A 23,151-nucleotide genomic window follows, 5' to 3' on the forward strand; every position below is an offset into this window, starting at 1 on the left:
TTGAACTACCCCCACTTTCACTTCGTTTGTTTAGAAGTGAGGGATTCCTAAGTAAAGAGTTCTAACGAACTCTAATTGATTAGGCTAGCTCCACAGTCCTTGTGGTTAGAAGCCTTATCGCTTCATTCTTTAGATTRATACTTGCGTTAATATCCCTATCATGGTGTGTACGACAAGAAGGGCAGTCCCATTTACGTAGGTTTAGATTTTTAACGTCTTTGTTTTGATATCCACAACAAGAACATAATTGGCTGGAAGCAAATGTTTTCGATACGACAATGACTTGTTTGCCATACCATTTTGCTTTGTATTCTAACATGGATCGAAATTGCGACCATGATACYTCACTAATGGCTTTTGCTAACTTATGATTCTTTAACATATTCGATACTTGCAAATCCTCTATACCGATAACATCGTGGTTTTTGATGATTTCAGTTGAGACTTTGTCCAAGTAATCTTTTCTAGCATTCGTCATGTATTCATGAATTCTAGCTACTTTTACTCGCTGTTTATTCCAGCGAGAAGATCCTTTTATTCTTCTAGAAAGAACACGCTGCGCTTTCGCCAACTTCTCTTCTAATGACCGAAAAAACTTCGGATTTTTATAGGTTGTTCCATCTGACAAAATGGCGAAATCTTTTAGTCCCACATCCATTCCGATGTAAGATTGTGTTTTTGGAAGTTCTTGCACTTCTGTTTCAACTAACAATGACACAAAGTATCTGCCAGAAGGGTTCCGTCTAACTGTAGCATTTACAATACGTCCCTTTACTTCGCGACTCTTGGCAAATCGAACAAGACCTAGTTTCGGCAACTTTATCTTTTTTCCTACAATGGMAATGTTTTCATTTGTTTTGTGGTGTAAGATTGTACGTTGTTTTTCTTAGATTTGAAACGCGGGGCACTAGTTTGTTTTTTGAAAAAGCGTGTATAAGCATCCGCAAGGYTGCGAACAGACGACTGAATCGCAATACTATCCACTTCTTTGAGCCAAACAAACTCTTTCTTCATGGCAGGAAGTTTGGCAGAGCATGTACCATATGTCAAACCTTTCCCTGTCTCTTTGTATGCGTTATCCCATAGAGATAGGAAATGATTGAATACAAAACGAGAACAGCCAATCGTTTTATTAATTAGGGTTGCTTGTGTTTTATTTGGATAGATACGAAATTTATATGCTTTATTAATCATCATTCATTTCACCTCCATTTCGGCATGTGTCTATTATACAACAAACATACATTCGATAGATAGTGAAGTAACAGTTTATGTATGTCGAACAATTAAGATGGCTTCCTGCCATCTCTTGTCCGAAGCCAATTCATCTCCCACCTACTCACTTCGCGTTCCTTGAGGAAGGAGTCTTCTTGGCTAAAATGATAAAATAAATAACCGGCTCCTTAACGCATAGGAAACTGGTTACAGCAACGCTGGTACTGGTCCCTACATTGAAGTATCCTACATCAAAAATTAAACAACTATACTTTAACCCCGTTCTAAATTTAAAACGGGGTTAAAGTATTTGAAGTTTTAAAATTAAATAACTTTATTTTCACTTTACAGCTTGATAATAGCTACTTACCTCATGTTTATAATCTTTCCATCCTGCTCAATTTGGACATCATTAGAAATAGATTGTAAATACTGTAGCATATTTTGTTTCTCCTGTCCTTGGGTAGGAGTGATTTGATTATTACGAATGATGTACGGATTAAATGACATTTGTTCATTTTCCCCTTTAAATTTCATTGTTAACACTCCTGTTTCTGCACTATGATTTTTCACATAATCAGGAAACAAGAAATTCCCTAGAGAATATGCAACAGGAACCTTATTATAATATTCGAATCCCTGCAACCAATGTAAGGAAGACCTATCTTTTCTACATGAGAAATCGTATCCATTAAACTACCTTACCAGTAATCTTTTGTACGTTTAGAAACAAATTACCTTTTTGCTGTACGCTAAGAGACATTTGTTCAGAAAATCTTATGTTTATAAACAGAGGATAAAAACTCAATAATTTCAACCTTTTCTAGCTATAATCATGTTCATAAAGCGTGTAAATAATTCAATGTTCCGTTGATCGGCTGTTTTAATCTTTCTGAACATATAATCCTTCTCTAAGAACGCTGTTATAGTAAGAATTTATAGTCCTTAGCGTACAATTTTCCAAGAATGATATAGTGATCCCTATTAATCACACTGAAAAATGACGCAGAATATATATTCTACGTCATTTCATGTAAGCACTTCAAAGGATAAGGGGACCTTATACTCACATTAAAACACCAAGCTTTTGAAAAGTAAATCGCTGAGTTTCATCTGTAACCTTTTGTAACCTTAATATAGGGGGAGCACCCATGCTCATCAAGTTAAGATTTTGAAGTACCTTTAAACAAAAAAATTCACTTCTCTACAGTTAGTTAATTATAAGAGTTTATCTCATTTTTTTCGTTTTGGAGAACAAAGAATTTCTTAAGTTGATGGCGATGTGGCGATACCCCTAAGGATAATATAGCTAACGGATTGTCGACTAGATACCTAGCAAAAGCTATGCATAATCAAAAATTAAATTTAGCGAAAAAGGAATAAAGATGTAAAGAAACTTTAAACCACTTAATCTGTCTTTCTCTTATGTAAATATGGTAATAATGAAATTACCCCAAGGATAGCTAAACAAGCTCCAATCCATAGCGGAGATACAAAACCATATCCTTTACTGATTCCAAGACCACCTAGTGAGGAACCAATAACAATACCTAGCGTAATAAAAGAACTATGAACGGTATTTATCATTGTTCCATTACTAGCTGTTTTCATTACTCTCGCAACCATAGCCGGATTCAATGCTACACCAGTTAAACCAATTAAAATCGTAGAAATAACCGCAATGTATTTATTCTCTGCACTTAAAGCAAATAAAGACAATGCTACTATTAATATAATCAATCCGCTCACCAGTATTTTCATTGTATATTTATCAGCAAACTTGCCAATCACTATATTCCCAACTACCGTCGCGCTACCATAGAGAGCAAGTAAATATGGAATACTTGCACTTGAAAAGCCTGTGACATTTGTAAATATAGGAGTAAAATAACTAAATGCTGCAAACGTACCACCAATAATGAACATACTTGTCACGTACGCTGCCCAAAGATGAATATTCTTAAATCGCAGAAGTTCGTCTTTCCAATTTAATTGCTCTTTATTTGAAGATGATGGTAACAACCATTGGATCATAATTCCTGATACTAGAACAAGAACAGAAACAGCCCCAAAGCTAATACGCCAGCCATAATATTGCGAAATAACGGTTGTTATAGGTAAACCTAATACAGTTGCGAACATTAAACCTGCAAGTACAATCGACGCTGCTTTACCCCTTGAATCAGAGTGAACCAATGTTGCAGAAAAGGAAATCGCAACTCCAAAAGCTGAAGCTGAAGCGATACCAGTTATAATACGTGAAATCATCATAATATCATAGTTCCAAGCAATAGCTCCGAGCGATTGACCAATTAAAAATACAAACATTAAAAACAATAATGCTTGTTTGCTGCGCATTCGTAAGAGAATTGCAGTTAAAATGGGGCCTCCTACCACCATTGCTCCTGCATAAGCTGTAATTAAATACCCAATAGACGATACAGAAACCTGAAATGCAAGAGCAAGTTCGTTCATCATACCTGCAACCATAAATTCTGATGTAGTCATACAAAAGATTGCTAAAGCTAATAAATAAATAATCGATGGCATAAAAACACTCCTTATCCATTATTGTAATGATTGGTACAAAAATAGTGCAAAAAAAGAGCGCACTAAGCGCCAAAAATAGACTCCATTGTTCCTTTGATAACTTGTTCAGCTAACATCCGATTTTGCATCGATACATTAAGAACACGGAATCCGTAATAACTGCTTAAAAGCAGACTAGCTAATTCCTCCGCTGATTTCTTCTTTGAAATTTCACCTGTTTGCAATCCTTCCTCCATCACTGTTTCAATAGCTTGTTTAAGAAGCTCAACATGCTTTGAGAAAATTTCTTGTACCATTAAATCGTTTTTAGCACGTTCTACACTGGCATTAATCAATAAACATCCTTTTTGATCAATGTTCTCAAAGTCTTCTTTCAATGCCCATTCAAAAAAATTACTTAATCGTTCTTTAACTGGAATTGGCGTATCTAACAATTTCTTTTGTTCCCTAATCCCAATTTCATGGTAGCGTTCTAATACTTGTTTATACAGTTCATGTTTACTACCGAAAGTATTGTATAAACTTCCTTTTCCAAGTCCTGTATCACTGCATAAATCTTGTGTAGAACACCCCTCATACCCTCTTAACCAAAATGTTTTCATTGCAACATCTACAATTGAGGAATAATTAAACTCTCTGGGTCTGCCACGATTACTCAACCTTATTCTCCTCTCATTTTAAAGATAACATTAGTAGAATACTCTTTTTTGTACCGTACGGTCAATATTTTTGTTTTATTGTTACTTTAAAATAAAATTTGATTATGTTAGATTACGAATAATTAAAAATAGCTCCCTTATTCAAATACAAGTCTTATTTGAATTAACAATTTTATCAATCTTTATTATTAATTATCAAACTTTGTTATAAATGATCAATCCATTTTACAAAGCTACACTTTTATGAAAATTTTAAATTAAACATGCGTCATCTAATATGAATCTTCGATTATAACACAACACAACTTACAGAACAGGGGGAGACAGTGAATGTAGTAGAAAGATTTTCTTTTTATCTGGAACAGGAAAGAAAAAGCATAAATACAATTAAGGGATACACATTAGATATTAAGCAGTATATAAGGTGGTTTAAAGAATCCTATATTTCCTAATGAAGAATCGGTAGAAAGATTCCTTGTTTCACAATGCGAAACATACAATCAGCGTTTCACAACTCGTTGTCACTTAGGTTTCGATCAAGCTCAATCAGAACTAACAGCTATGTTTGAAGATAAAAAATAAAGAACCCTCCCCTCTGCAAGAAAAGGAATTCTTTATTTACACAAAAATATTGACGGTACCTGAAGTAGTACATCTCTATAAAAGAAACATACAACCTTACCAACAAATACAAGGTTGTATGTTCTTAATATTATTTACATGTATTCAGGAGCAATCCTGTCCTTTTTGTACAGTCCCTTCAATTGGTTGTCCTATTTGTACAATCGGTCCGTTTTGTATGACCTTAGCACCTTCATATAATTTATCTGCATAATTTTTAAGGTCCTGCCAGCTATCCTTCGCTATCTTCAGATCTATTTTTAATAAAGCAATCCTGTCTGGATTAATTTTTTCAACATTTTTGAGCAATGAGTTATATTTTGATCCTATTGTATGCCACTGATTCGATATATTTTGTAGCGCATCAATAGCTGTATCAATTGTTGCAGTCATATGTTCCGTTTTATTTTTGGCATCTGTCAAAATAACTAATTCTGCCTCTGCTCCAGAAATTCTGGACTTCAATTGTTCTATTTCTTGCTGTGCAGATGCGATATTCTTGTCAGCAGTGACAATCAATGGTATACCAACTGGGGGCATAAATACAGATAAAGCTATATAGCCACCACGTTTATCATAGTTTTCTTTAATTGTATTATTATAATTATTGATTTGTTGTTGTAGAAGTGGAATACCGGCGTTCGTACTTTCTAAAATAGAGATCAATTGATTTGAATCAGCTTTAAAACTTCTTGTATCTTCGGCCATTTTATTTCGGAATGTTTTCAACTTTTCTAGTAGTCCATCCACTTCTTGACTATCTTTCAAAATATTATTATATAATTTCTCCAGTTCATTTTTAAATGTCACTGTATCTTTTTGATCCAAAGCAGCTAGTAATTGATTATAACTCGCTTGAAAGGTATCATTATAACTTACAATATTCTGATTCGTTTTCATCATATGAGGCTTTAGATCATCAAACCAATATATTGCATTCGTTTGCGCATCATTTTGATGCTGAATCATGTTTGCTTGTAAATCACCATTTATAGAACTTATTTTACTTAAATCTGTCAGTTGTTGATTAATGATTGTTAGAGCATATGAATCAATTGTAAGGATACTTGCACCCATTTTCTCCATTACTTCTTTATATTTATCAGGACCAAGAGAATAGCTCTTACTATCTTCTTGCTGTTGGGACACACTATTTTGCACAGTTTGTTCTGCTGCAAAAGTATGAAGTGGGATTACATTACTCGCTGCTATTCCAGTAATGATCGTTGATAAAATAAATTTCTTATACAATTTTTTATTCACCTTTTTCACCTATTCTCTCAAATATATCACGTATTTTATTAAATCCATAAGCTTCTATTCTTTACTTCAAATGAATTACGATTATTGCAAATAAAATAACATATTAAAATAGAGGTTTTCATACTTTCTTATTTTATAATCTTTATCAAGTTTCATAACTATATAGGAAATCTCCTGCTCAAACTTGAACAGGAGACTCATATTATGTGTTCTTCAAAAGGGAAAATCAGTATATTATATTTTTCATTACTTCGGAAATTTCTTGAAGTAATACTATTTTTTCTCTTCTACGAATTTAATCTCATTATTTTGAATGTTTTCAGCATACTTGTTAACCTGTTCCCAGCTACGTTTAGCTATATTCAGATCTGCTTTTAATAAAGTAAGCTTGTCTGGGTTAATTCTGTCAACATTGTCATTCAATGATTTATATTTTGCCCCCATTGTCTGCCACTGATTCTTTACATTTTCAAGAGCAGTAATAGCTGCATCAATTGTTGCTGTTAAATTATTAGTATTATTTTTCAAGAGCGTTAACTTACCTACCTGTTGTTGCGCAGTTGAAATGTTTTTTGATAGGTTTATAATCTCATCTTGTGCTGTCTTTATCTGCTGCTGCGATGTAGTAACTCCGTATATCCCGCCGCCTAATGCACCTGCACCAATAGGCGCAAAGATAATTGTAGYAGTTAAGTATGCACCGAGAGCAGTTGCAACCGACGATGCAATATAAACTTTATTATTCTCATCAATTAATGTTTGATTTGCTTCGATTTGTTTCTGCATCAATGGAATTCCAGCGTCTTGACCAGATAAAATATCTGTGATTTTGTTAGTATCAGTTTTTAAATTTTGTGTATCCAGTTCTAATTTGCCGCGAAAGACTTTCAAATCTTGCACTAACCTGTCCACTGCACCTTTATTCTCTGAAATACTTTCATCTAAACTTGTAAGCACAGCTTTTAGCGTTTCTTTGTCATTATTATTTGCAGCTTCTACCAAAACATCATAATAATTTTGAAATTGTGTATTATAATTGATAATATTTTGATTCGTCTGGATTATTTGCGGTTTCAAACCATCTAACCATTGTTTTGCATTTGTTTTAGAAGCATCGTGGTTGTCCTTAATGCTTTTTTGTAAATCATTGTTAATTACAGTTAAACCATCAAAATTAACATTTGCTTGTTTAACAATAGTTAAAGCATACAGGTCCATTACCAACATATTGGATCCAGTTTTCTCTAGCGCATCTTTAAGCCCTTCTGGTCCAAGTGAATACTCAGGGTAGTTATTTTCTGCATCTGCATAAATAGGTGCTGGTTTTGTTGTATTTTCCGCTGCCGAGGCATATGATGGCGTAATGCTACCCGCTGCGATTGTTGCAATTAATGTAGATAAAGCCATTACTTTATAAGGTTTTTTCATAATTTTTATATCTCCTTATATTATATTATTGAGATTTTTTCTTCATTCTACTATTTTGCCTCTGTTACTTTTATGTTTGTAACACTATTTTCATATTCCGTTGTTTGTTTATTCAATTCATCCGTAAACGTTTTGAGTTCTTTTAATTGTGCTTGTAATGCATTAGAATCTATTTTCGCATCAGTACTAAGACTTCTCTTCATTTGAATCATTGTGTCATTAAAGATGTCCCAACTACTTACTAGCTTGTCAAAACTCTCAATTTGCTTTTTAACTACTCTTGTAAAGTTATTTAACTGTAGATCAATAAGTGTCATTTGAGTTGCTTGCACTTCAATTTTTGATAATTTTTGTAGCAATAGAATTTTTTGTTGTTGCTTCTGACGAGCATCATTATTCAGTTTTGTTACTTCATCATTTTGGACTTGTCCAACTTGGTTATAAATCACTTCCAAGTTAGACGTGTCTAAAGTATGATCCTTACCTGCGTCTATCCAAATATCAATAACCGACTTTCCAATATTTATAGAACCTTTTACATTTTCTTTTGGTAGAGCTAGAAGTTTTGTATAATCATCTTGAATGTTTTCCTCAAGTTGTCTAATTTCCGTTCTTGATTTTTCAATTTCTCCGCCTGAACTCTTATAACCTTCAATCGCTCTGCTAACTTTACTAGAAAAACTCTTACTATCTTCAACCAATTCATTTTTATAATTGTTTAAGTCTACTGAATCTCCTTTCATATCATACTGAATTGCTTGCATTTGATCTTGAAGTGCATTAAAAGTACTTACAAAGTCTTCTTTTGCTTGCGAATCGTCATTCATTTTTTCAGCTAGTTCAACCAATATATCATAATAATTTGTAAATCTTGTCCCAAAATCCTGCATGTCTTGATTTACATTGAATAGTTTTGGATTATATGTATCCAGCCAGTCTTGAACATGGTTTCTTGCAGTACCTTGATCAGTTGTTATTCCAGGTATAGCAGTTACTTCAAGGTTCGGTTGCTTTAATATGATTAGCCCATATCCTTGAATTAATGGCGTCTGTGATCCTAATGTCTTAATCGAATCTGATAATCTATTCATAGCAACTTGATTTTGACTACTTGTTAGTTGTGAATAAGTTGTTTTACTTTCTGCAAAAGTATTTACAGGTAAGAAGCAACTTGTCGATACTGCTGTAACTAATAACCCTGCGACTAACGTTTTTTTCATGGTAATTCCTCCTATTAATTGGTGTTTGTCGGTAAAATTCCTACAGGATTAGAAAAATGATATTATACTGTACATTGCTTATACTTTTATTGCGAAATAAAATCACTTTTGCTATGTAGAAACTTAAAACACTTTTTTTACAAATGTGATAATTTTTGAGAGTCTAAACCCTTTGTGATTAACTGAATATTAAGATTTTTAATCTCAACATAATGTTACTTGCAACTTTACTACACTCCTATTTAGTGTAATTTGCTCCTTTCTTAGTGGTCGTACCAGTTATGCTATTTATTAAAACATTAAATTTCCGATGCGTATATAGTAAAATTTTGTCGTAAATAGTAGAATTTTATCTTATGTATTCGATAATTTTATTGTTACATACTTAATATGATTGAGAGGATATTATACTACAATAAAATTAATGATGTATTCTATTGTAGTAATTATAATGATTATAACTTAATATATCTAATTAAAAATAACTATATTAAGTTAGAGGGGAGTAGTGTTTATTTTAGAAAAATAATTATAGAATAATTTAATGGTATTACTTATACTTTTTTACCGTTATTTAGGTATGCATAATTGCATAAAATGTAGATATATCAAGTAATTTATGTTATATTATTAAGTTTTATGGAATAATCCCCAATATTACTATTAGCAAATACTTAATTTATCACGCTCTTTAATTTACCATATTATTCAAAAAATCTTTATATGGTTATAAAAGACCCCTGAAATACAATTCATTCCAACCACCTCAATACTTAACATGAAGATAATAAAATGGATTCTTATCGATCCGTTATAACAAGAAGTTTTGAAACATGAAAAGGCCGCAAAGCTTTCTTGAAAAGCGCTTTGCAGCCTTCTGGTTTCTTGTTTTGCTTAGAAAAAAATCAATTGTGTTCCCTTTCGAATCAAAACCACGATATAAAGATATTCATTCCCCTTTTACTTTGATATATATTTCATGGACTCTTCAAGAGCCATTGGTTTGAGGTGAAATCAGATTCATTTGTCCAATTCAGAATCATACTGATGATCTCAACGCATATTCGTTGTATGAGAAATGGATAAACCCTGTTTCTCCATCATTCTCCCAAATCACGACAACTGATGTCGTACCGTTAACAAAATAATATCAGGCTGATAATGTATCTATTTGAATACACATTCCTTTTCCAGATCAATCACGTACCCTTTCTAGAGTACTAGGATCATTCTGTCCAAGTTTTAGAGATTACTTACACGTATAGTAAAGTTTTTGCACCAGAAACAGATACCAAGCTTATATTACAGTATATTTTTCACGATACTGTCTAGGAGTCATGTTAGTTGATTTTTTGAAAACCCTTGTAAAATAACTTTGGTCGTTAAAATTAAGCCAAGCACAAATATCTGATAATGGATATGTAGTGAGTGTTAATAATTTTTTTGCTTCTTCCACTCGTACCCTTTGAATATAATCACTTAAAGGAATCCCCACTTCTTTTTTAAATAATTTAGATAAATAAGTAGGGGTAATATCCAAATGATTAGCGAGTTCATTGAGGGATATTCCATCGTAAACATTTTTATTAATATGATTCATGCATGTAGTAACAGCATTTGAAAACTTTTGCGCATTGAATTCTTTGACCCGATCTGCAAAAGTACGTAAAGCGTCTCCTGACAATCGCCTTACAGAGTCCACATTATCTAATTGTTCCATGGTTTGGATATACAAAATACTAAGAGCAAAAGCAATGTCTGGTGGGAGGTTACCTTCTATCGCATATCGAGTAGCTAAAGTAATCGCAATAATCCCATGATTTTTTTGGTTTCTGAGTGGATCCGCTGTTAAAATTAATTCAACATCTTCTTGCGAAACTGCATACATATATTGCAATAACTTCTTTTTATCTCCTTCTTTGATTGCTGAAAAATAATTATGTACTAATGCCATGTTGTGAGTTTTAGGTTTATTTTGTTGGCGTTTTAAAATATATAGATCAGGTTTCACAATTTTATAGGGAACTTCCTCTAGCACTTTATTTTTTTCTAAAACAATATCTACATCTAACTTTTCATTGAAAATCATGTAATGTAATAAAACTCCCATATCAATTAAAGTAGTTTTTTTTATCTCAGGTAGGCACTGATAATAGGCTAGTCTTTCTTGAATATTATTATTTAAGTTAAATTCTTTCCGAAGTTGAAAGGTTATATCATCTGAGCCCTTTGGATGTATAGTGGGACCGATTATAATAGTCCCTTTTATATAATCATGATTTGCTATATGAATTAGGACGAAATTTTCAAGATAACTGTTACATCTGAAAAGTGGCAAGTTATTGGGATCATTTTCTTGATAAATGTCACTAAGATGTTCATCTTTAGAGGAATAAAAAGGACTACAAACATCATCAGAAGTAGAATGATATAAGATTTTTTTGTCTGTAGATAAAATGTGAACAGGTACATTAAAGGCTTTATGTGCGAGATCACACAAGTGTTGTATATCGATGGAATTATTCATTAAATTCTCCTTTTAATTAGATTAAATGATAAATTTTCATATTATCCCTTTGTAGATTCATAAATTATTTTCCGTCAGGTATAACTCACGACAAATAATACTATAAAATATCAAAATAGTACAATTCACGACAAAATATTACTATATTTTTTTTATGAAAATCCTATATTATTTATTTGTAATTAACATCTAAATATCGAAGCAGATAGAAAAAAGGTAAAAGACACTTTATCTGAGTGGAAAGAAATAGATCTTTTTCTTGTAATTTTCTAAACGACACTGAAATGAGCGAAGGTAGTTTCTTGATTCTACAAGATCCAATTATAGAATACGAGAAAACAGTGAAGAACCTACAAAATACAAATGCAGAGTGGCATACAGTGGTATTCTATGCGAGGGCCAAGCTGGAAAAGAGATTCAAAATACAGCGAGAGTCACAGGAGATACTGTACCACTGCAAGAACCAACAGCCAAAATTTCAATTCAATCACTTGAACAAAATAAGATTGAAAAAGTGGATGCTGCTGATTCAAATGTAAAAATGCTGTGTTCCAAATTTCAGAAAAAGATGGTAAAGAGGTTGAGAAATTAACAACAGATGAAAATGGTAAGGCTACTTCTGAACCACTATGATTCGGAAAATACACAGCGGAAGAAATTCAAGCACCAAATGGATATGTGTTATTTAGAGATCCATTTGAGGTAGAGTTCTTATCATCATTACAAAACATAAAAGTAGAAAACACAAAAAAACGAATGGAATATTCAGAATACTGGCGGTATAGTGCCAACTATTTTTATCTAATTGGCACTATATTAATGGTCGCAACATTAGTTTTATTTTTCCGCAAAAGAGGAAGAAATGAATAGATTTCAAAATTTATAGAAATAGCAAAGGAGACAAGACATATTTAAAAGATTTTTAATATGTTGTTAATCTTTGTATTAACAGTCTCTATGCTACCTAGCTTTATTACCGCATCGCATAACATATTATTAATTTTCTGAGTACAATGATTGTTAATTAACAAAAAACAGCACCTCTAATTAAGAGGTGCTGCAATATAAAGCCAAAGTAAAAGTAGACATTAGACACTTAGTGCACAGTAAATTGACCTCAAAACAGTAGTTACTGCAATACCTGGATTTGTTTATTCTATAACAAAAGAAATGTCACTTAGGAATTATTGCTTTAAATCCATTTTGTATTAGGCATTCTTTATATGCCACTTTATTTTTGTAAATTTATGAACATTTAAATTTTCAACTTCATTTTTTATTAATAATCAAATTACCTATAAATGAAATTGTATTATATAAAATTGGCTTATGTATAATGCACTTAAAATTATGAACGAAAACAATTAAACGTTTAACCATCCTCTTACCTCTCGTATGGGATTCATTTTCAATCAATATCTATGGTATTACCTTAACCAATCAAAAAGATTATAAAGGAATCTGAGAGGTCGATTTTTGGATTCATGATTATTTTTTTGAATTTAATGTAAACAAAAGGTAAAAATAACCCGTTTTTATGTAATGCTTTTTTATTACCTCTTTAACTTAGTGTAATCTATATTGACCAGATAATTGTTCTTCAGCCATTCGAATTAAGCGTTTTGTAATTTCTCCACCTACAGAATTATTTTCACGTGCTGATATCTAAGCCAAGTGTCCCCCTAAATCACTAACCATCTCTAAACTTATCTACTCAAATACATTTAATTACAGGTGAAATTTAAATATCATTGCATTATCATCAGCCTATTTATTTATTTTCAGCACGAATAAAACCTTATCTAATTATGTAAATTCACACTAACAGATCTGCAAATGAGGTACCCACATTATTCTTTCGTTTCATGTGCTTTTCTAAATAAATCTTTGTCGTTTGAATGTTTTCATGCCCCAGCGTTTGCATTAAATGATACAAATCAGCATTTCCTTGTTCAACTGCCATGATTGCAAATGCATGACGGAATGTATGCGCCGTTACTGGATTCTCACGATACTGCAGAAACTCTAAATTTGTTTTTTTTATCATATCTGTTACCTGATTCGATAACGTTTTTGAATTATAAAAGTTCCCTCTTTGATTTACAAATAAAGGACTTTCATCTCCTCGATCCAATACAGTTTGGAACCCTCTTCTTCGTCTCATTTCACAAATACACTGATACAAATGTTCCGAAATGAAAAGTTCACGCACTTTATCCCCTTTGCCTGTGACTTTTAACCAGTACTTTCCGTCATAGTGTAAATCTTTGACTCTTGTTGTGCATATTTCTTGAATTCTTGCACCGGTACTTGCCAGAGCTAGTAAAATGGTATAGTTTACTAAATGCCCTCTTTCTTTATAAAACCCTAAGATTTTCATAACTTCATCATAAGATAGGTCCCGATTTGGCCGATCCTGTTCATTTACATTTGCGCGCTGCAGTTCTTCATGAAGGGGTTTTTCGATATAAGCAAATACATGAAGGTGTTTTAAAAAAGAACGAATGAGCACTGTTTTCTTGGCAAGTGTTGCAACTGCATATGTGTCCCCATTCCTACCGTTCTCTACTTGTTTCAACCAGGAGTTATATTTACGAATATGCCAAGGTTGTAATGTTTTTAATAAAGAAGTATTTTGCTGTACCTCTTCCCCATTTAATTCAAACTCTTCTGCATGCTGCACCATGCACTGACAAAATGACAAAATTTCAGACACATAACTCTTTTTCGTATCCTCTTTTCTATTCTTCTTCTCATCCATATCTTTTTGTAAATGTACGAAATGATAAATGACTTCCATGTCACTTAAATACGTATATTTACTCTTCCCCTCTTTTTCTGCAACCTCCATCTTCTCTTGCACTTTATCTACATAACGATTGTTATGCAGGAATGGAACGATATCTCTTATATTCTCTACATATGTATCTATATATTCACTTTGATTATTTATAATAGGTAAGTTTTCTCTTCCACTTTCATTATCCATACTTCAAATTCACCTCTCCTATTGAAGATTATGAATACAATTCTTTTTATTAGCTATACTTATCATTTTATTTCACTTCTATCAATTATACAAATGAAAAATCATATTCTTTCTGTAAGAATACTATATTCTTCTCCATTAAACTATACTTATATTTTTTTATAAATTATTAGTAAATAGATATCGTTTAACGATTAACTACTTTATATTAAAATTGCTTTTATAATTAAATTAACTATAAAAACCCATTAAAATATAAAATAAACTACAAATATTTTTAAACTATAAAAATGTATAAGAACTTTAATAAATTCTATTTCTTATTTTAAATTTAACTCATATTCTGATATGATATATACATATCTAAAATACTAGCAAACAATAGTTATGGAGGTGTCCTTACATGACACAAGATTTATTGTTCATTACAAAACCTACTGTAACGACAAAAGAGGCAGCCGGCTTATTAGGAGTAACGGTACAAACAATTTTACAAAAAGAAAAAGATGGATTAATAGAATGTGTATATAAAGATAATTGGAAGCAATTCGGTAGTAAGATTTTCTATTTAGAGGATATTGAACGTATAAAAAATATTGAAGAGGTTGAGGGTTATAGCACAAAAGAAGCAGCTGAAATTCTCAATGTAGCAACATCTACAGTTTTTACATATATCAAATCTGGTAAATTACCTGCTTCAAAGATTGAAAAACGTGGAAAAGAAGTATATATCATTGATAAAGATGACCTTGAAACTTTTCAACTTACTTATGAAAAAACTACATCAAAAGAGCGAAAAACATTCATTACTAAGATTCAAGAAGAAGATATATATTTATATCAATTATTAACACATCAACATACCGGAAAAACAGCTAGAGTAATAGAGATCAATGGAGCAGACGGCAAGATTCTTACAGAAGACGAAGAAATTTTCCCTCTATCCACTTATAAGGAACATGATTACTCCTTTGAACCTTTCCATAAACAAGCTGTAATTACAAAACGAGGGTATTTATCTTTTTCATTAAAAAAACCTCAGCTATTTAATTCCATCATTTATAATCTAATAAATTTATTTTATAAAGAGCTAGGTGTCACAAATATGCGATTGAGTATTTCATCTGATACTATTAAATTAGAAATTAAACCTTTCGTATTACAAGTTGATCCATTGCAATTTCAAGAAGAGATTAAATACTTACATTCTCATATGAAATCCGGCACGATACTTCCACATGTAGAAGGGATTTATTTTAAAAGTAATGTAGAGCCATTAACTTTTCATGCGGATCATGAATTTAAACAAAAAGTAGTTCAAATGGCCGCGGATGCTGGTATGGGACAGGAAGAATTCTTATTGCAAGCTGTAAAATTTTATATAACAAATTTAGAAAAAGCGTAGAATTTAATTTTCTACGCTTTTTTAAATCGCTCAATTTATACTTGATTCTCTTCTAAGCATTAATTATCTATATAAGGAAATTTAGATGTTCTATCTTTAAAGCACTACAGTGTGCACAAATGGGTTCTAGTGCGAAAACTTCAAGATAATTGCAAGTAATCTCTAAAACTTGGACATACTGATACTATTACTCTAATTGAGGGTATTTCTTTTTATTAGCTTGATAGCGATGGGGCGGTACCCCTACAAGTAAAAAACCAAAATATCTTAGTCCTCCATTTACTATTATATAAGTACGATTGAATATATTGATTTTTTTCTATATAATTACTGGTATCCATTATATAGAAAAAATTAACGCATTAGTTTTTTTTCAATTATCACCTCATAAATTAAATAAGTAATCTTAAGGAGGAGTAAAAATGAATTCATACTCAAATAAGCAAAAAACAGTATCCCTTATAATAGCCTCATTTATCTTTTCCGGTTTTGTATTAACCGGTATATACAATTTTACAAAATCAAATCTCTTTTATGTAAATTTAGGAGGTTTAGTCCTCAACAGTTTCATGTTACTTGTAGCAGCTAAAGCATTAATGAAACAAATTAAAAACTAAATATAAAGATAAAATAGATTTAAGTCTATTTGGGGTATCGCTATCAAGCTAATAAAATTAACATGGAGGATTCAACTTGAATAATCTACAAAACTTCTTAAAAGAAAATCCATTTATTAAATGTTCTCTATATATAATATTAGGGTCCGGAGTAGTAAAAATAGGTTATGAATTTGGCTATTTCATTGCAAACTTCACATTATAAAATAAGGAGTGGTGTTAATTAACATAACAACACTTATCAGTAGTCTATATATTTAAAAATCTATAAAAAGTCCCTTCAGATTAATCTGAAGGGACTTTTTATTCACATAATTGGCGTTAGCTAAAGTTGTTATCTATTCGTTTTAAAATACTCTGAGTGTTCTACTTTCATAGATAAAATGGTACCGCCCTCTGTACAAACATCAGCAATAACTCTTGAAAACTGACCAGAGTGTTTACCTGTATTAATCGGTCTTAAACATGCCTGTGCATCTAATGAACCTTGTCCAATCTCTTTAGATCCACAATTAGAGCATATCTTAATTATTTGTAATTCCTTCTTTCTAAAAATTTAGTTCCTATAAACCTTTTATTTAAATACAACAACCCGCTCCTCTGTTCGGAGAGGAGTGTAGTCCACACCCACTAATCATTCTCACCTGAATACACTTTTAAGTCTTCCATTGCTATGGCTATGGCATGTTTTTCTGTATCAATTAACGATAACCCCTGTTTAATTGGAGCCCAATACTCATATCCGTAATCCTCAAACCACGCAAAAACTTCTGTACTGAAAAAACCATCATTTCGTTTGATAACTTGGACTTTGTATCTTTTGCTTGGCGAAACAATCTCTTTAATGATTTCTTCCATTGTCTATCTCCCTCTACCTTTTATCCAGATTGTAACACATCAAGAATATAGATGATGAAAGGTATTTTGATTGCATAAGGTATTCATGTTAAGTTTACATAACCTATCATTATCAGTAGTCAACGATGCATAAAATTTTCGTTATGGGGGTACTTCAAAATCTTAGCTTGATGGGCATGTGGTGCTACCCCTAATTTATCCAACTTGCAACACGTTTGTGATATCCTTACCCTATTCACTCTAACTTGCAACACGTTTGCGGTATCCTTGCTCAAATCATAATAAACATGATATATCCAGCAGCTTAAGTCTTTTAATATAATATTAAAAAGTGGATATGCTTAATCGCATATCCACTATCAAGAAAGTATATATTTCACCTTATACATACTTTCTTCCTATTTATATACTTACCTTCGCTTCTCCAGCATCCTGTTTTTTAATTAAATCTAAGTAAAAATGTGAGACAGTTGTGTTGTAATAAGGAGAAATGAAAATAAATGATAGATTAAATGTAAACATTCCTATAAATACGGCTAATAAAAACCAACCAATAAATGATAACCAAAGAACAAATAACTTTAGCTTTTGTCCTTTCATTATTCTTTTACTTTCCCTCAATGCTTCACTTGCTGTATAATCAGGATTCTCTACTAATATGTAATACGACATGGAATAAGAAAAATATTTAATAATACCTGGAACAATTAATAAGAGACTCCATAAAAAAAGAAAAATAGCTTGCAACAGTCCCAATTTTATTGATCTAAACAAATTGCTTTTCTTAAACCCTAGAAATACATCGTCCACTTTAGCGTCTTCATTTTTCCCTAAATGTAAGGTGAAAGCAGAATATCCATAATTAAAGATGCCTTGTATGGAACTGTAAATTAAGAAACAAATAAGTCCTAAAAAAATATAACTTAGAATAAGTAAAACTAGTGCAGTAGGGTCTACTTGGGGTTGCCCACTAATTGAATAAACAAAGATTACATCCAAACCAATTAACCCAATAAACAGGCCAACTATTAAATACATGAATGTCGCGATTGCTGATGCACTAAGAGTAGGTACAAAATAGTTTAACGCTGATCCTCCTATACCTCCCCCCCATTTACCATCTAACGAATTAAGTGCTGCTTTCTTTAAATTTCTTGTCATACTAGTATTCACTCCTTTTTTCTTATTTTCCTTTACTGAAAAAATAAAAGAACTTGTAGCAGGCCCCGCTACAAGTTCTATTAGCCAAATACTTTAGCTCATCAAAAAATCATTTATTCTACACAATCGGGGGTAATGCCTAAAATATGGTTTGTTAACATCATTATATAACATAATTATGAATTTTTGTTAAAAATTCTATATATTTAGACAAATAATTCTCCACTTTTTTACTTATTTTCATGTAGGGGTACCGCCACATCGCTATCAAGTTAATGTTTTAAATTACCCCCATAACGAAAATTTTATATCACTATAACAGTCACTTATGAGAAGTTAGGTCATTTTATTTATTGTTATGCTGTTTTTTTGTGACACACAGTACAATTATAGACAACATCTAAAATATTAAAGAATGTCTTTTTCTCATAACAGTGAAACTTTCGCCCGTTTTTCTGTAGGAGGATAAACAGGCGAAGCAGGATCACTTGAGTTGGAAGCTTTTGATACAATTCGATATAGGCTTCGTGAATTTCGTGGGTTTGTCCTGGTTGTAGCTGGAATTATTTTGCAATTGTTACAGAAAAAAGAACCGATATTCTTACAAATCTGGAAAATCAAAAGTGGCTGTTTATGAAACTTTCTATATTTATACTTAAAGTTGGTGCAACTTCTTTATTGCATTAGATAGTAATGTAATTTATAATACGTTTAACTGATTAAATTCTTAAACGGAAGGTAATGTTAGCGAAATGAACTGTAATGATAAAGTAATGCATATTTTAGAAAATTTAAGACCATGTTTTCAAGGGTTGGGAGATCCAACTCGTCAGCAAATTGTATCACTTTTAATTGATAAAGATAGCTTGAATGTGACGCAAATTGCGGAGCATATTCCCATGTCAAGACCTACTGTATCTCATCATTTGAAAATATTGAAACAATCTGGGTTACTTCAAGTTCAGAAAAAAGGCACTGAAATGTATTATTGTCTTGAATTTAATGAAACAATAAATCTTTTAAAAGAACTTGTTTCTTTAGTTGAAGATGAATGTAAGAATTAGGTACTCATTTATAGTTTAGGGACACCTTTTGTCCCTTTTTTTAGCAATATTATGTTGAAAAGTTTAAGTTTTTAATCATTTAAACTTATAATCTCACACTAATTTAAATGGAGGTTTCAGATGAATAAGAAAACAGTATTAATTGTTGGTGGGTATGGAGTTGTTGGTAGTCAAATTGCTCGAATTTTACATGATCGACATCCTGATTTGGAAATTAGATTAGGAGGAAGAACCTTAGGGAAAGCGTTACCTTTTGAATCAGAGAGAGTAAAAATAGTCAAGGTAGACAACACAACAGATGATCCTTTAAGAAATTTGGATGATAATTTCACATTAGTTGTTAATGCGGTTAATGACCCTCAAGATAGACTACTTCTATCTGCAGTTCGAAAAAAAATTCCATTGGTTGACATTACTCGTTGGACTGAACGATTTAAGAGTTCTATTGAACGATTAAAAAATATTGAGGTCCAATCCCCTGTTGTATTAGCTTCAGGGTGGATGGGGGGGACTGCAGCCCTTTTTTCTAAAATTTATTCAAAAGATCTTCAAGAGGTTACGGTTGATATCAACGCACTATATTCTCTTCAAGACAAAGCAGGACCAAATTCAACAGCATATATGGACCGGTTAACTATTCCGTTTGAAGTCAAAGCTCGAGAGGGAATGCAACAAGCTTATCCAATGACTAATCCAATCAAAATCCGCTTTCCCAACGGTTATATAACCAAATGTTATCGTTTGGATACACCTGATCACGTAACCCTGCCAGAATCAATTCATGCTGTTTCGGCTAACTTTCGTATTGCTTTTGATAGTAAAATATCTACATATGGACTGGTTTCTCTGGTGAATACAGGGATTTGGAAAATGATTAGCGGAGAAAAATTTACCAATTTTCGGAAAAATATTCTCTATAAACCCGGAAGGGGAAGTGCACATAACATAGTTATTCACCTTAAAGGTTATGATGCAACTGGTGTATTGCATAGACGATGTGTGAACATATCAGATCCGTTAGGACAGACACACCTTACTGCTTTAGGAGCAGCTGTCCAAGCAGAGAACATTTTACAACCATCTGATATTGTGGTTCCAGATTCTAAAATTTACTTTCCGGAAAATTTATTAGATTTGGGTGTGAATGCATCTGCAATTTTAGATTTTTATAGGGAATATGGGGTTAATATTACGAAAGAAAATATATAAAAGGTATCGTTCTATTCGTGGTAGTACACATATGGCTATCAAGCTAAGAAATATAAATATCTCCAAAACGAGAGAATGTGCATCTTCATGTAAAAATGTACATTCTCTCGTTCTGCGGTGTTATAAAATTCTTAAATTGATGGGCATGGGATACCGCCAGCATTTTGGAAAAAAACCACGTTAAGAGTATGCAAGATTTTATACAGTTTTTCGGCTAATCCAGTAACAAACGAGAACCCTAAAACCCCTGCCAGGATAGGAATGTATAAAAAGATGAATAACGTTATAGAAAATAAAAAAGGGGATTCCTTCTGAGAGTAAGGATTCCCCTTTTTCTTTGCTACCGATAATAATGCGTTATGTTAACTGATATTGTATATCGCATACAATAAAACACATTCTATGATTCATCGCTACATATTCCACCAGTCATACCTAAAGTTTTTAAATAAACCTGAACAATAGGTACCTTTTTGAATAACCTAATATACCAATCCCCCCCCTTTCATTAGGAAAACCAATCATCTTTTAGGATACGATTTGTCCACTCCGCAAGCTGAATACTACATACAATATATAATCTACAAAAATATTTATTAGGAGTTGAATATATGGGATCAACAAAGTTAACAGGACGAGTAATCTTCAAAGGGGACCCCGGCTATAAAGAAGCAATTAAGAATTGGAACCCTTATGTTAATGTCTTTCCTCTTGTCTTTGTTTTTGCGCAAAATGCATGCGATGTAAGTAATGCCATTAAATGGGCTCGTAAGAATTGTGTACCACTGCGTGTCAGAAGTGGCCGCCATGCTCTAGATAAGGAGTTCTCCGTTGTAAAGGGTGGACTTGTTATTGATACGAGCGATATGAATAAAGTTCACTTAGATAAGAAAAAAGGAATTGCTACCGTTCAACCGGGAATTCGCGTGGGCCCTCTTGTAAAAAAATTAGCCCAAGAAGGTTTCATGGCGGTGTTTGGAGATAGTCCAACCGTTGGGATTGGTGGAATTACAACTGGCGGCGGATTTGGAGTACTCTCACGGTCAATTGGTTTAATATCCGATAACCTCCTCGAACTAGAGATGGTGGATGCAAAAGGAAAAATTCATCGCGCAAATTCATCTCACAATGAGGACTTATTTTGGGCCTCTAGAGGCGGCGGTGGCGGTACCTTTGGATATAATACCGAATACACGTTTAAAGTTCATCCCGCCCCCAAAACCGCGACGGTCTTTAATATTGTTTGGCCATGGGAGCAATTGGAAACGGTATTTAAAGCTTGGCAAAATTTGATGCCGTTTGTAGACGAACGATTAGGGTGCATACTTGAGATTCTCAGCAAAGTAAATGGACTGTGTCATGCAACTGGACTTTTCTTGGGTTCCACTTCTGAGTTGAAACAAATTTTAGCACCTTTACTATGTGCTGGTACACCAACAGAAATAGTTATAAAAACACTTTCATATCCAGAGTGTATCGATTTCCTCGATCCTCCGGAACCACCCTTTGCAGATCAAAATTTTAAATTCTCTTCATCTTGGAGTAACAACCTTTGGACGGAAAAACCAATTGCGGTCATGAAACAATTTTTAGAAAAAGCACCAGGAACAGAATCCGAATTCTATTTTCAAAATTGGGGAGGTGCCATTAGAAACGTACCGAAAGACGAAACAGCCTTCTATTGGCGCACTCCACTGTTTTACACGGAATGGAATGCTACTTGGGTTGATCCATCAGAAGAAGCTAGTAGTCTTGCATCAGTCGAAAAGGTGCGTAAGCTGTTAAAACCATATACAGTTGGTTCATATGTTAACGTTCCAGACGAAAGTATCAAACATTTTGGAAACGCCTATTGGAGATCAAACTTTAAAAGACTTCAAAAAGTAAAAACAAAATATGATCCCGAAAATGTATTTCATCATCCACAGAGTATCCCACCATTTTGTTAAATCGTTTCTTCGTTTTGTAAAACAAAATAAGACCTCTGCGTATTGAAAAATAAAAAAGGATCTTCTGTATCAAAGATCCTCTTTTATTACTGATAACGATAATTATGTAAATAAGCTGTCCATATGGACAGCTTATTAGCGTGGGTTCTGGTGCAAAAACTTCAGGACAATTGCAATAAATCTACAAATCTTGGACATACTGATACTACTAATCTAAAGAAGGTGCGTGATTGGTATGGAAAAGGAAAATTTATTCAAATGGAAACATTATCAGCCTGATATTATTTTGTTAACGGTAAGATGGTACCTACGGTACAACCTCAGTTTTCGTGATTTAGTGGAAATGATGGAGGAACGGGGCTTATCCATTTCTCATACAACGATTATGCGTTGGGTTCATCAGTACGGTCCTGAAT

Annotated in this window: 17 protein-coding genes and 7 pseudogenes; 11 read left to right on the forward strand and 13 right to left on the reverse strand. The window is 32.6% G+C overall.

Annotated elements, in window-relative coordinates; translation table 11 throughout:
- Positions 1–79 precede the first annotated feature (79 nt).
- From tnpB to AC1DS7_RS27315, 4 genes and pseudogenes are all read right to left on the reverse strand, one after another.
- Positions 80–1,197, reverse strand: a pseudogene (gene tnpB / locus AC1DS7_RS27300) (IS200/IS605 family element RNA-guided endonuclease TnpB).
- Positions 1,198–1,581: 384 nt separating this feature from the next.
- Positions 1,582–1,866: pseudogene (locus AC1DS7_RS27305) on the reverse strand (hypothetical protein); the annotation flags it as partial.
- Positions 1,867–2,622: 756 nt separating this feature from the next.
- Complete coding sequence (locus AC1DS7_RS27310; protein WP_262449910.1) at positions 2,623–3,765, reverse strand: MFS transporter; 1,143 nt, start codon at positions 3,763–3,765, stop codon at positions 2,623–2,625.
- A gap of 62 nt (positions 3,766–3,827) precedes the next feature.
- A complete protein-coding gene (locus AC1DS7_RS27315) occupies positions 3,828–4,424 on the reverse strand; it encodes a TetR/AcrR family transcriptional regulator (RefSeq protein WP_476999335.1) in 597 nt (198 codons plus the stop codon).
- Positions 4,425–4,868: 444 nt separating this feature from the next.
- Between AC1DS7_RS27315 and AC1DS7_RS27320 the strand changes: the two are divergent.
- Positions 4,869–5,006: pseudogene (locus tag AC1DS7_RS27320) on the forward strand (IS256 family transposase); the annotation flags it as partial.
- 144 nt (positions 5,007–5,150) lie between these two features.
- Here the strand turns inward: AC1DS7_RS27320 and nheC are convergent.
- The 5 genes and pseudogenes from nheC to AC1DS7_RS27345 form a co-directional block, all read right to left on the reverse strand.
- On the reverse strand, positions 5,151–6,308 hold the full coding sequence (gene nheC / locus AC1DS7_RS27325) for a non-hemolytic enterotoxin subunit C (RefSeq protein WP_476999336.1): 1,158 nt from the start codon (positions 6,306–6,308) through the stop codon (positions 5,151–5,153).
- A 273-nt stretch (positions 6,309–6,581) separates the two neighbouring features.
- Positions 6,582–7,736 carry a non-hemolytic enterotoxin subunit B gene (gene nheB / locus AC1DS7_RS27330; RefSeq protein ID WP_476999337.1) on the reverse strand — a complete coding sequence of 385 codons (1,155 nt, stop codon included), beginning with the start codon at positions 7,734–7,736 and terminating at the stop codon, positions 6,582–6,584.
- 50 nt (positions 7,737–7,786) lie between these two features.
- Complete coding sequence (nheA, locus tag AC1DS7_RS27335) at positions 7,787–8,956, reverse strand: non-hemolytic enterotoxin subunit A (RefSeq protein WP_002203998.1); 1,170 nt, start codon at positions 8,954–8,956, stop codon at positions 7,787–7,789.
- A 772-nt stretch (positions 8,957–9,728) separates the two neighbouring features.
- A pseudogene (locus AC1DS7_RS27340) lies at positions 9,729–10,123 on the reverse strand (DDE-type integrase/transposase/recombinase); the annotation flags it as partial.
- Positions 10,124–10,253: 130 nt separating this feature from the next.
- A complete protein-coding gene (locus tag AC1DS7_RS27345; RefSeq protein ID WP_476999338.1) occupies positions 10,254–11,483 on the reverse strand; it encodes a helix-turn-helix domain-containing protein in 1,230 nt (409 codons plus the stop codon).
- Positions 11,484–11,853: 370 nt separating this feature from the next.
- On the opposite strand from AC1DS7_RS27345, the gene AC1DS7_RS27350 reads away from it, so the two are divergent.
- Together AC1DS7_RS27350 and AC1DS7_RS27355 are read left to right on the forward strand one after the other, a co-directional pair.
- Positions 11,854–12,075: a hypothetical protein gene (locus tag AC1DS7_RS27350; protein WP_328069586.1), complete on the forward strand. Its 222-nt coding sequence runs from the start codon at positions 11,854–11,856 to the stop codon at positions 12,073–12,075.
- Positions 12,030–12,353 (forward strand): annotated as a pseudogene (locus AC1DS7_RS27355) (prealbumin-like fold domain-containing protein). The gene AC1DS7_RS27350 and the pseudogene AC1DS7_RS27355 overlap by 46 nt, the downstream one beginning before the upstream one ends.
- A gap of 696 nt (positions 12,354–13,049) precedes the next feature.
- On the opposite strand, the pseudogene AC1DS7_RS27360 reads toward AC1DS7_RS27355, so the two are convergent.
- Positions 13,050–13,145: pseudogene (locus AC1DS7_RS27360) on the reverse strand (small, acid-soluble spore protein, alpha/beta type); the annotation flags it as partial.
- 154 nt (positions 13,146–13,299) lie between these two features.
- Positions 13,300–14,472: a tyrosine-type recombinase/integrase gene (locus AC1DS7_RS27365; RefSeq protein WP_476999339.1), complete on the reverse strand. Its 1,173-nt coding sequence runs from the start codon at positions 14,470–14,472 to the stop codon at positions 13,300–13,302.
- Positions 14,473–14,875: 403 nt separating this feature from the next.
- Here AC1DS7_RS27365 and AC1DS7_RS27370 point away from each other — a divergent pair, with 403 nt between their 5' ends.
- The 3 genes from AC1DS7_RS27370 to AC1DS7_RS27380 all read left to right on the forward strand — a co-directional run bounded on the left by AC1DS7_RS27370 (position 14,876) and on the right by AC1DS7_RS27380 (position 16,699).
- Positions 14,876–15,877 carry a helix-turn-helix domain-containing protein gene (locus AC1DS7_RS27370; protein WP_002144061.1) on the forward strand — a complete coding sequence of 334 codons (1,002 nt, stop codon included), beginning with the start codon at positions 14,876–14,878 and terminating at the stop codon, positions 15,875–15,877.
- Between the two features lie 422 nt (positions 15,878–16,299).
- Positions 16,300–16,494 (forward strand): hypothetical protein, encoded by a 195-nt coding sequence (locus AC1DS7_RS27375; protein WP_002144060.1) that lies wholly within the window; start codon positions 16,300–16,302, stop codon positions 16,492–16,494.
- A gap of 76 nt (positions 16,495–16,570) precedes the next feature.
- Positions 16,571–16,699 (forward strand): hypothetical protein, encoded by a 129-nt coding sequence (locus tag AC1DS7_RS27380; protein WP_265324914.1) that lies wholly within the window; start codon positions 16,571–16,573, stop codon positions 16,697–16,699.
- A gap of 425 nt (positions 16,700–17,124) precedes the next feature.
- Here the strand turns inward: AC1DS7_RS27380 and AC1DS7_RS27385 are convergent, their stop codons facing one another.
- Positions 17,125–17,352, reverse strand: a complete 228-nt coding sequence (locus AC1DS7_RS27385; protein ID WP_012259869.1) for a hypothetical protein — start codon at positions 17,350–17,352, stop codon at positions 17,125–17,127.
- A 402-nt stretch (positions 17,353–17,754) separates the two neighbouring features.
- Positions 17,755–18,513 (reverse strand): DUF975 family protein, encoded by a 759-nt coding sequence (locus AC1DS7_RS27390; RefSeq protein ID WP_002144058.1) that lies wholly within the window; start codon positions 18,511–18,513, stop codon positions 17,755–17,757.
- A gap of 493 nt (positions 18,514–19,006) precedes the next feature.
- Here AC1DS7_RS27390 and AC1DS7_RS27395 point away from each other — a divergent pair, with 493 nt between their 5' ends.
- The 5 genes and pseudogenes from AC1DS7_RS27395 to AC1DS7_RS27415 form a co-directional block, all read left to right on the forward strand.
- Positions 19,007–19,150: a hypothetical protein gene (locus tag AC1DS7_RS27395; RefSeq protein ID WP_476999340.1), complete on the forward strand. Its 144-nt coding sequence runs from the start codon at positions 19,007–19,009 to the stop codon at positions 19,148–19,150.
- A 115-nt stretch (positions 19,151–19,265) separates the two neighbouring features.
- The gene (locus AC1DS7_RS27400; protein ID WP_000995769.1) at positions 19,266–19,577 is read left to right on the forward strand and encodes an ArsR/SmtB family transcription factor; all 312 of its coding nucleotides are present in this window, start codon (positions 19,266–19,268) and stop codon (positions 19,575–19,577) included.
- 120 nt (positions 19,578–19,697) lie between these two features.
- Positions 19,698–20,786, forward strand: coding sequence for a saccharopine dehydrogenase NADP-binding domain-containing protein (locus tag AC1DS7_RS27405; protein ID WP_012259870.1), 1,089 nt, complete (start codon positions 19,698–19,700; stop codon positions 20,784–20,786).
- 611 nt (positions 20,787–21,397) lie between these two features.
- Positions 21,398–22,735, forward strand: coding sequence for an FAD-binding oxidoreductase (locus AC1DS7_RS27410; RefSeq protein ID WP_012259871.1), 1,338 nt, complete (start codon positions 21,398–21,400; stop codon positions 22,733–22,735).
- Positions 22,736–22,970: 235 nt separating this feature from the next.
- Positions 22,971–23,151: pseudogene (locus tag AC1DS7_RS27415) on the forward strand (IS6 family transposase); the annotation flags it as partial.

It is taken from the genome of Bacillus sp. P4_E1, from assembly GCF_056401715.1.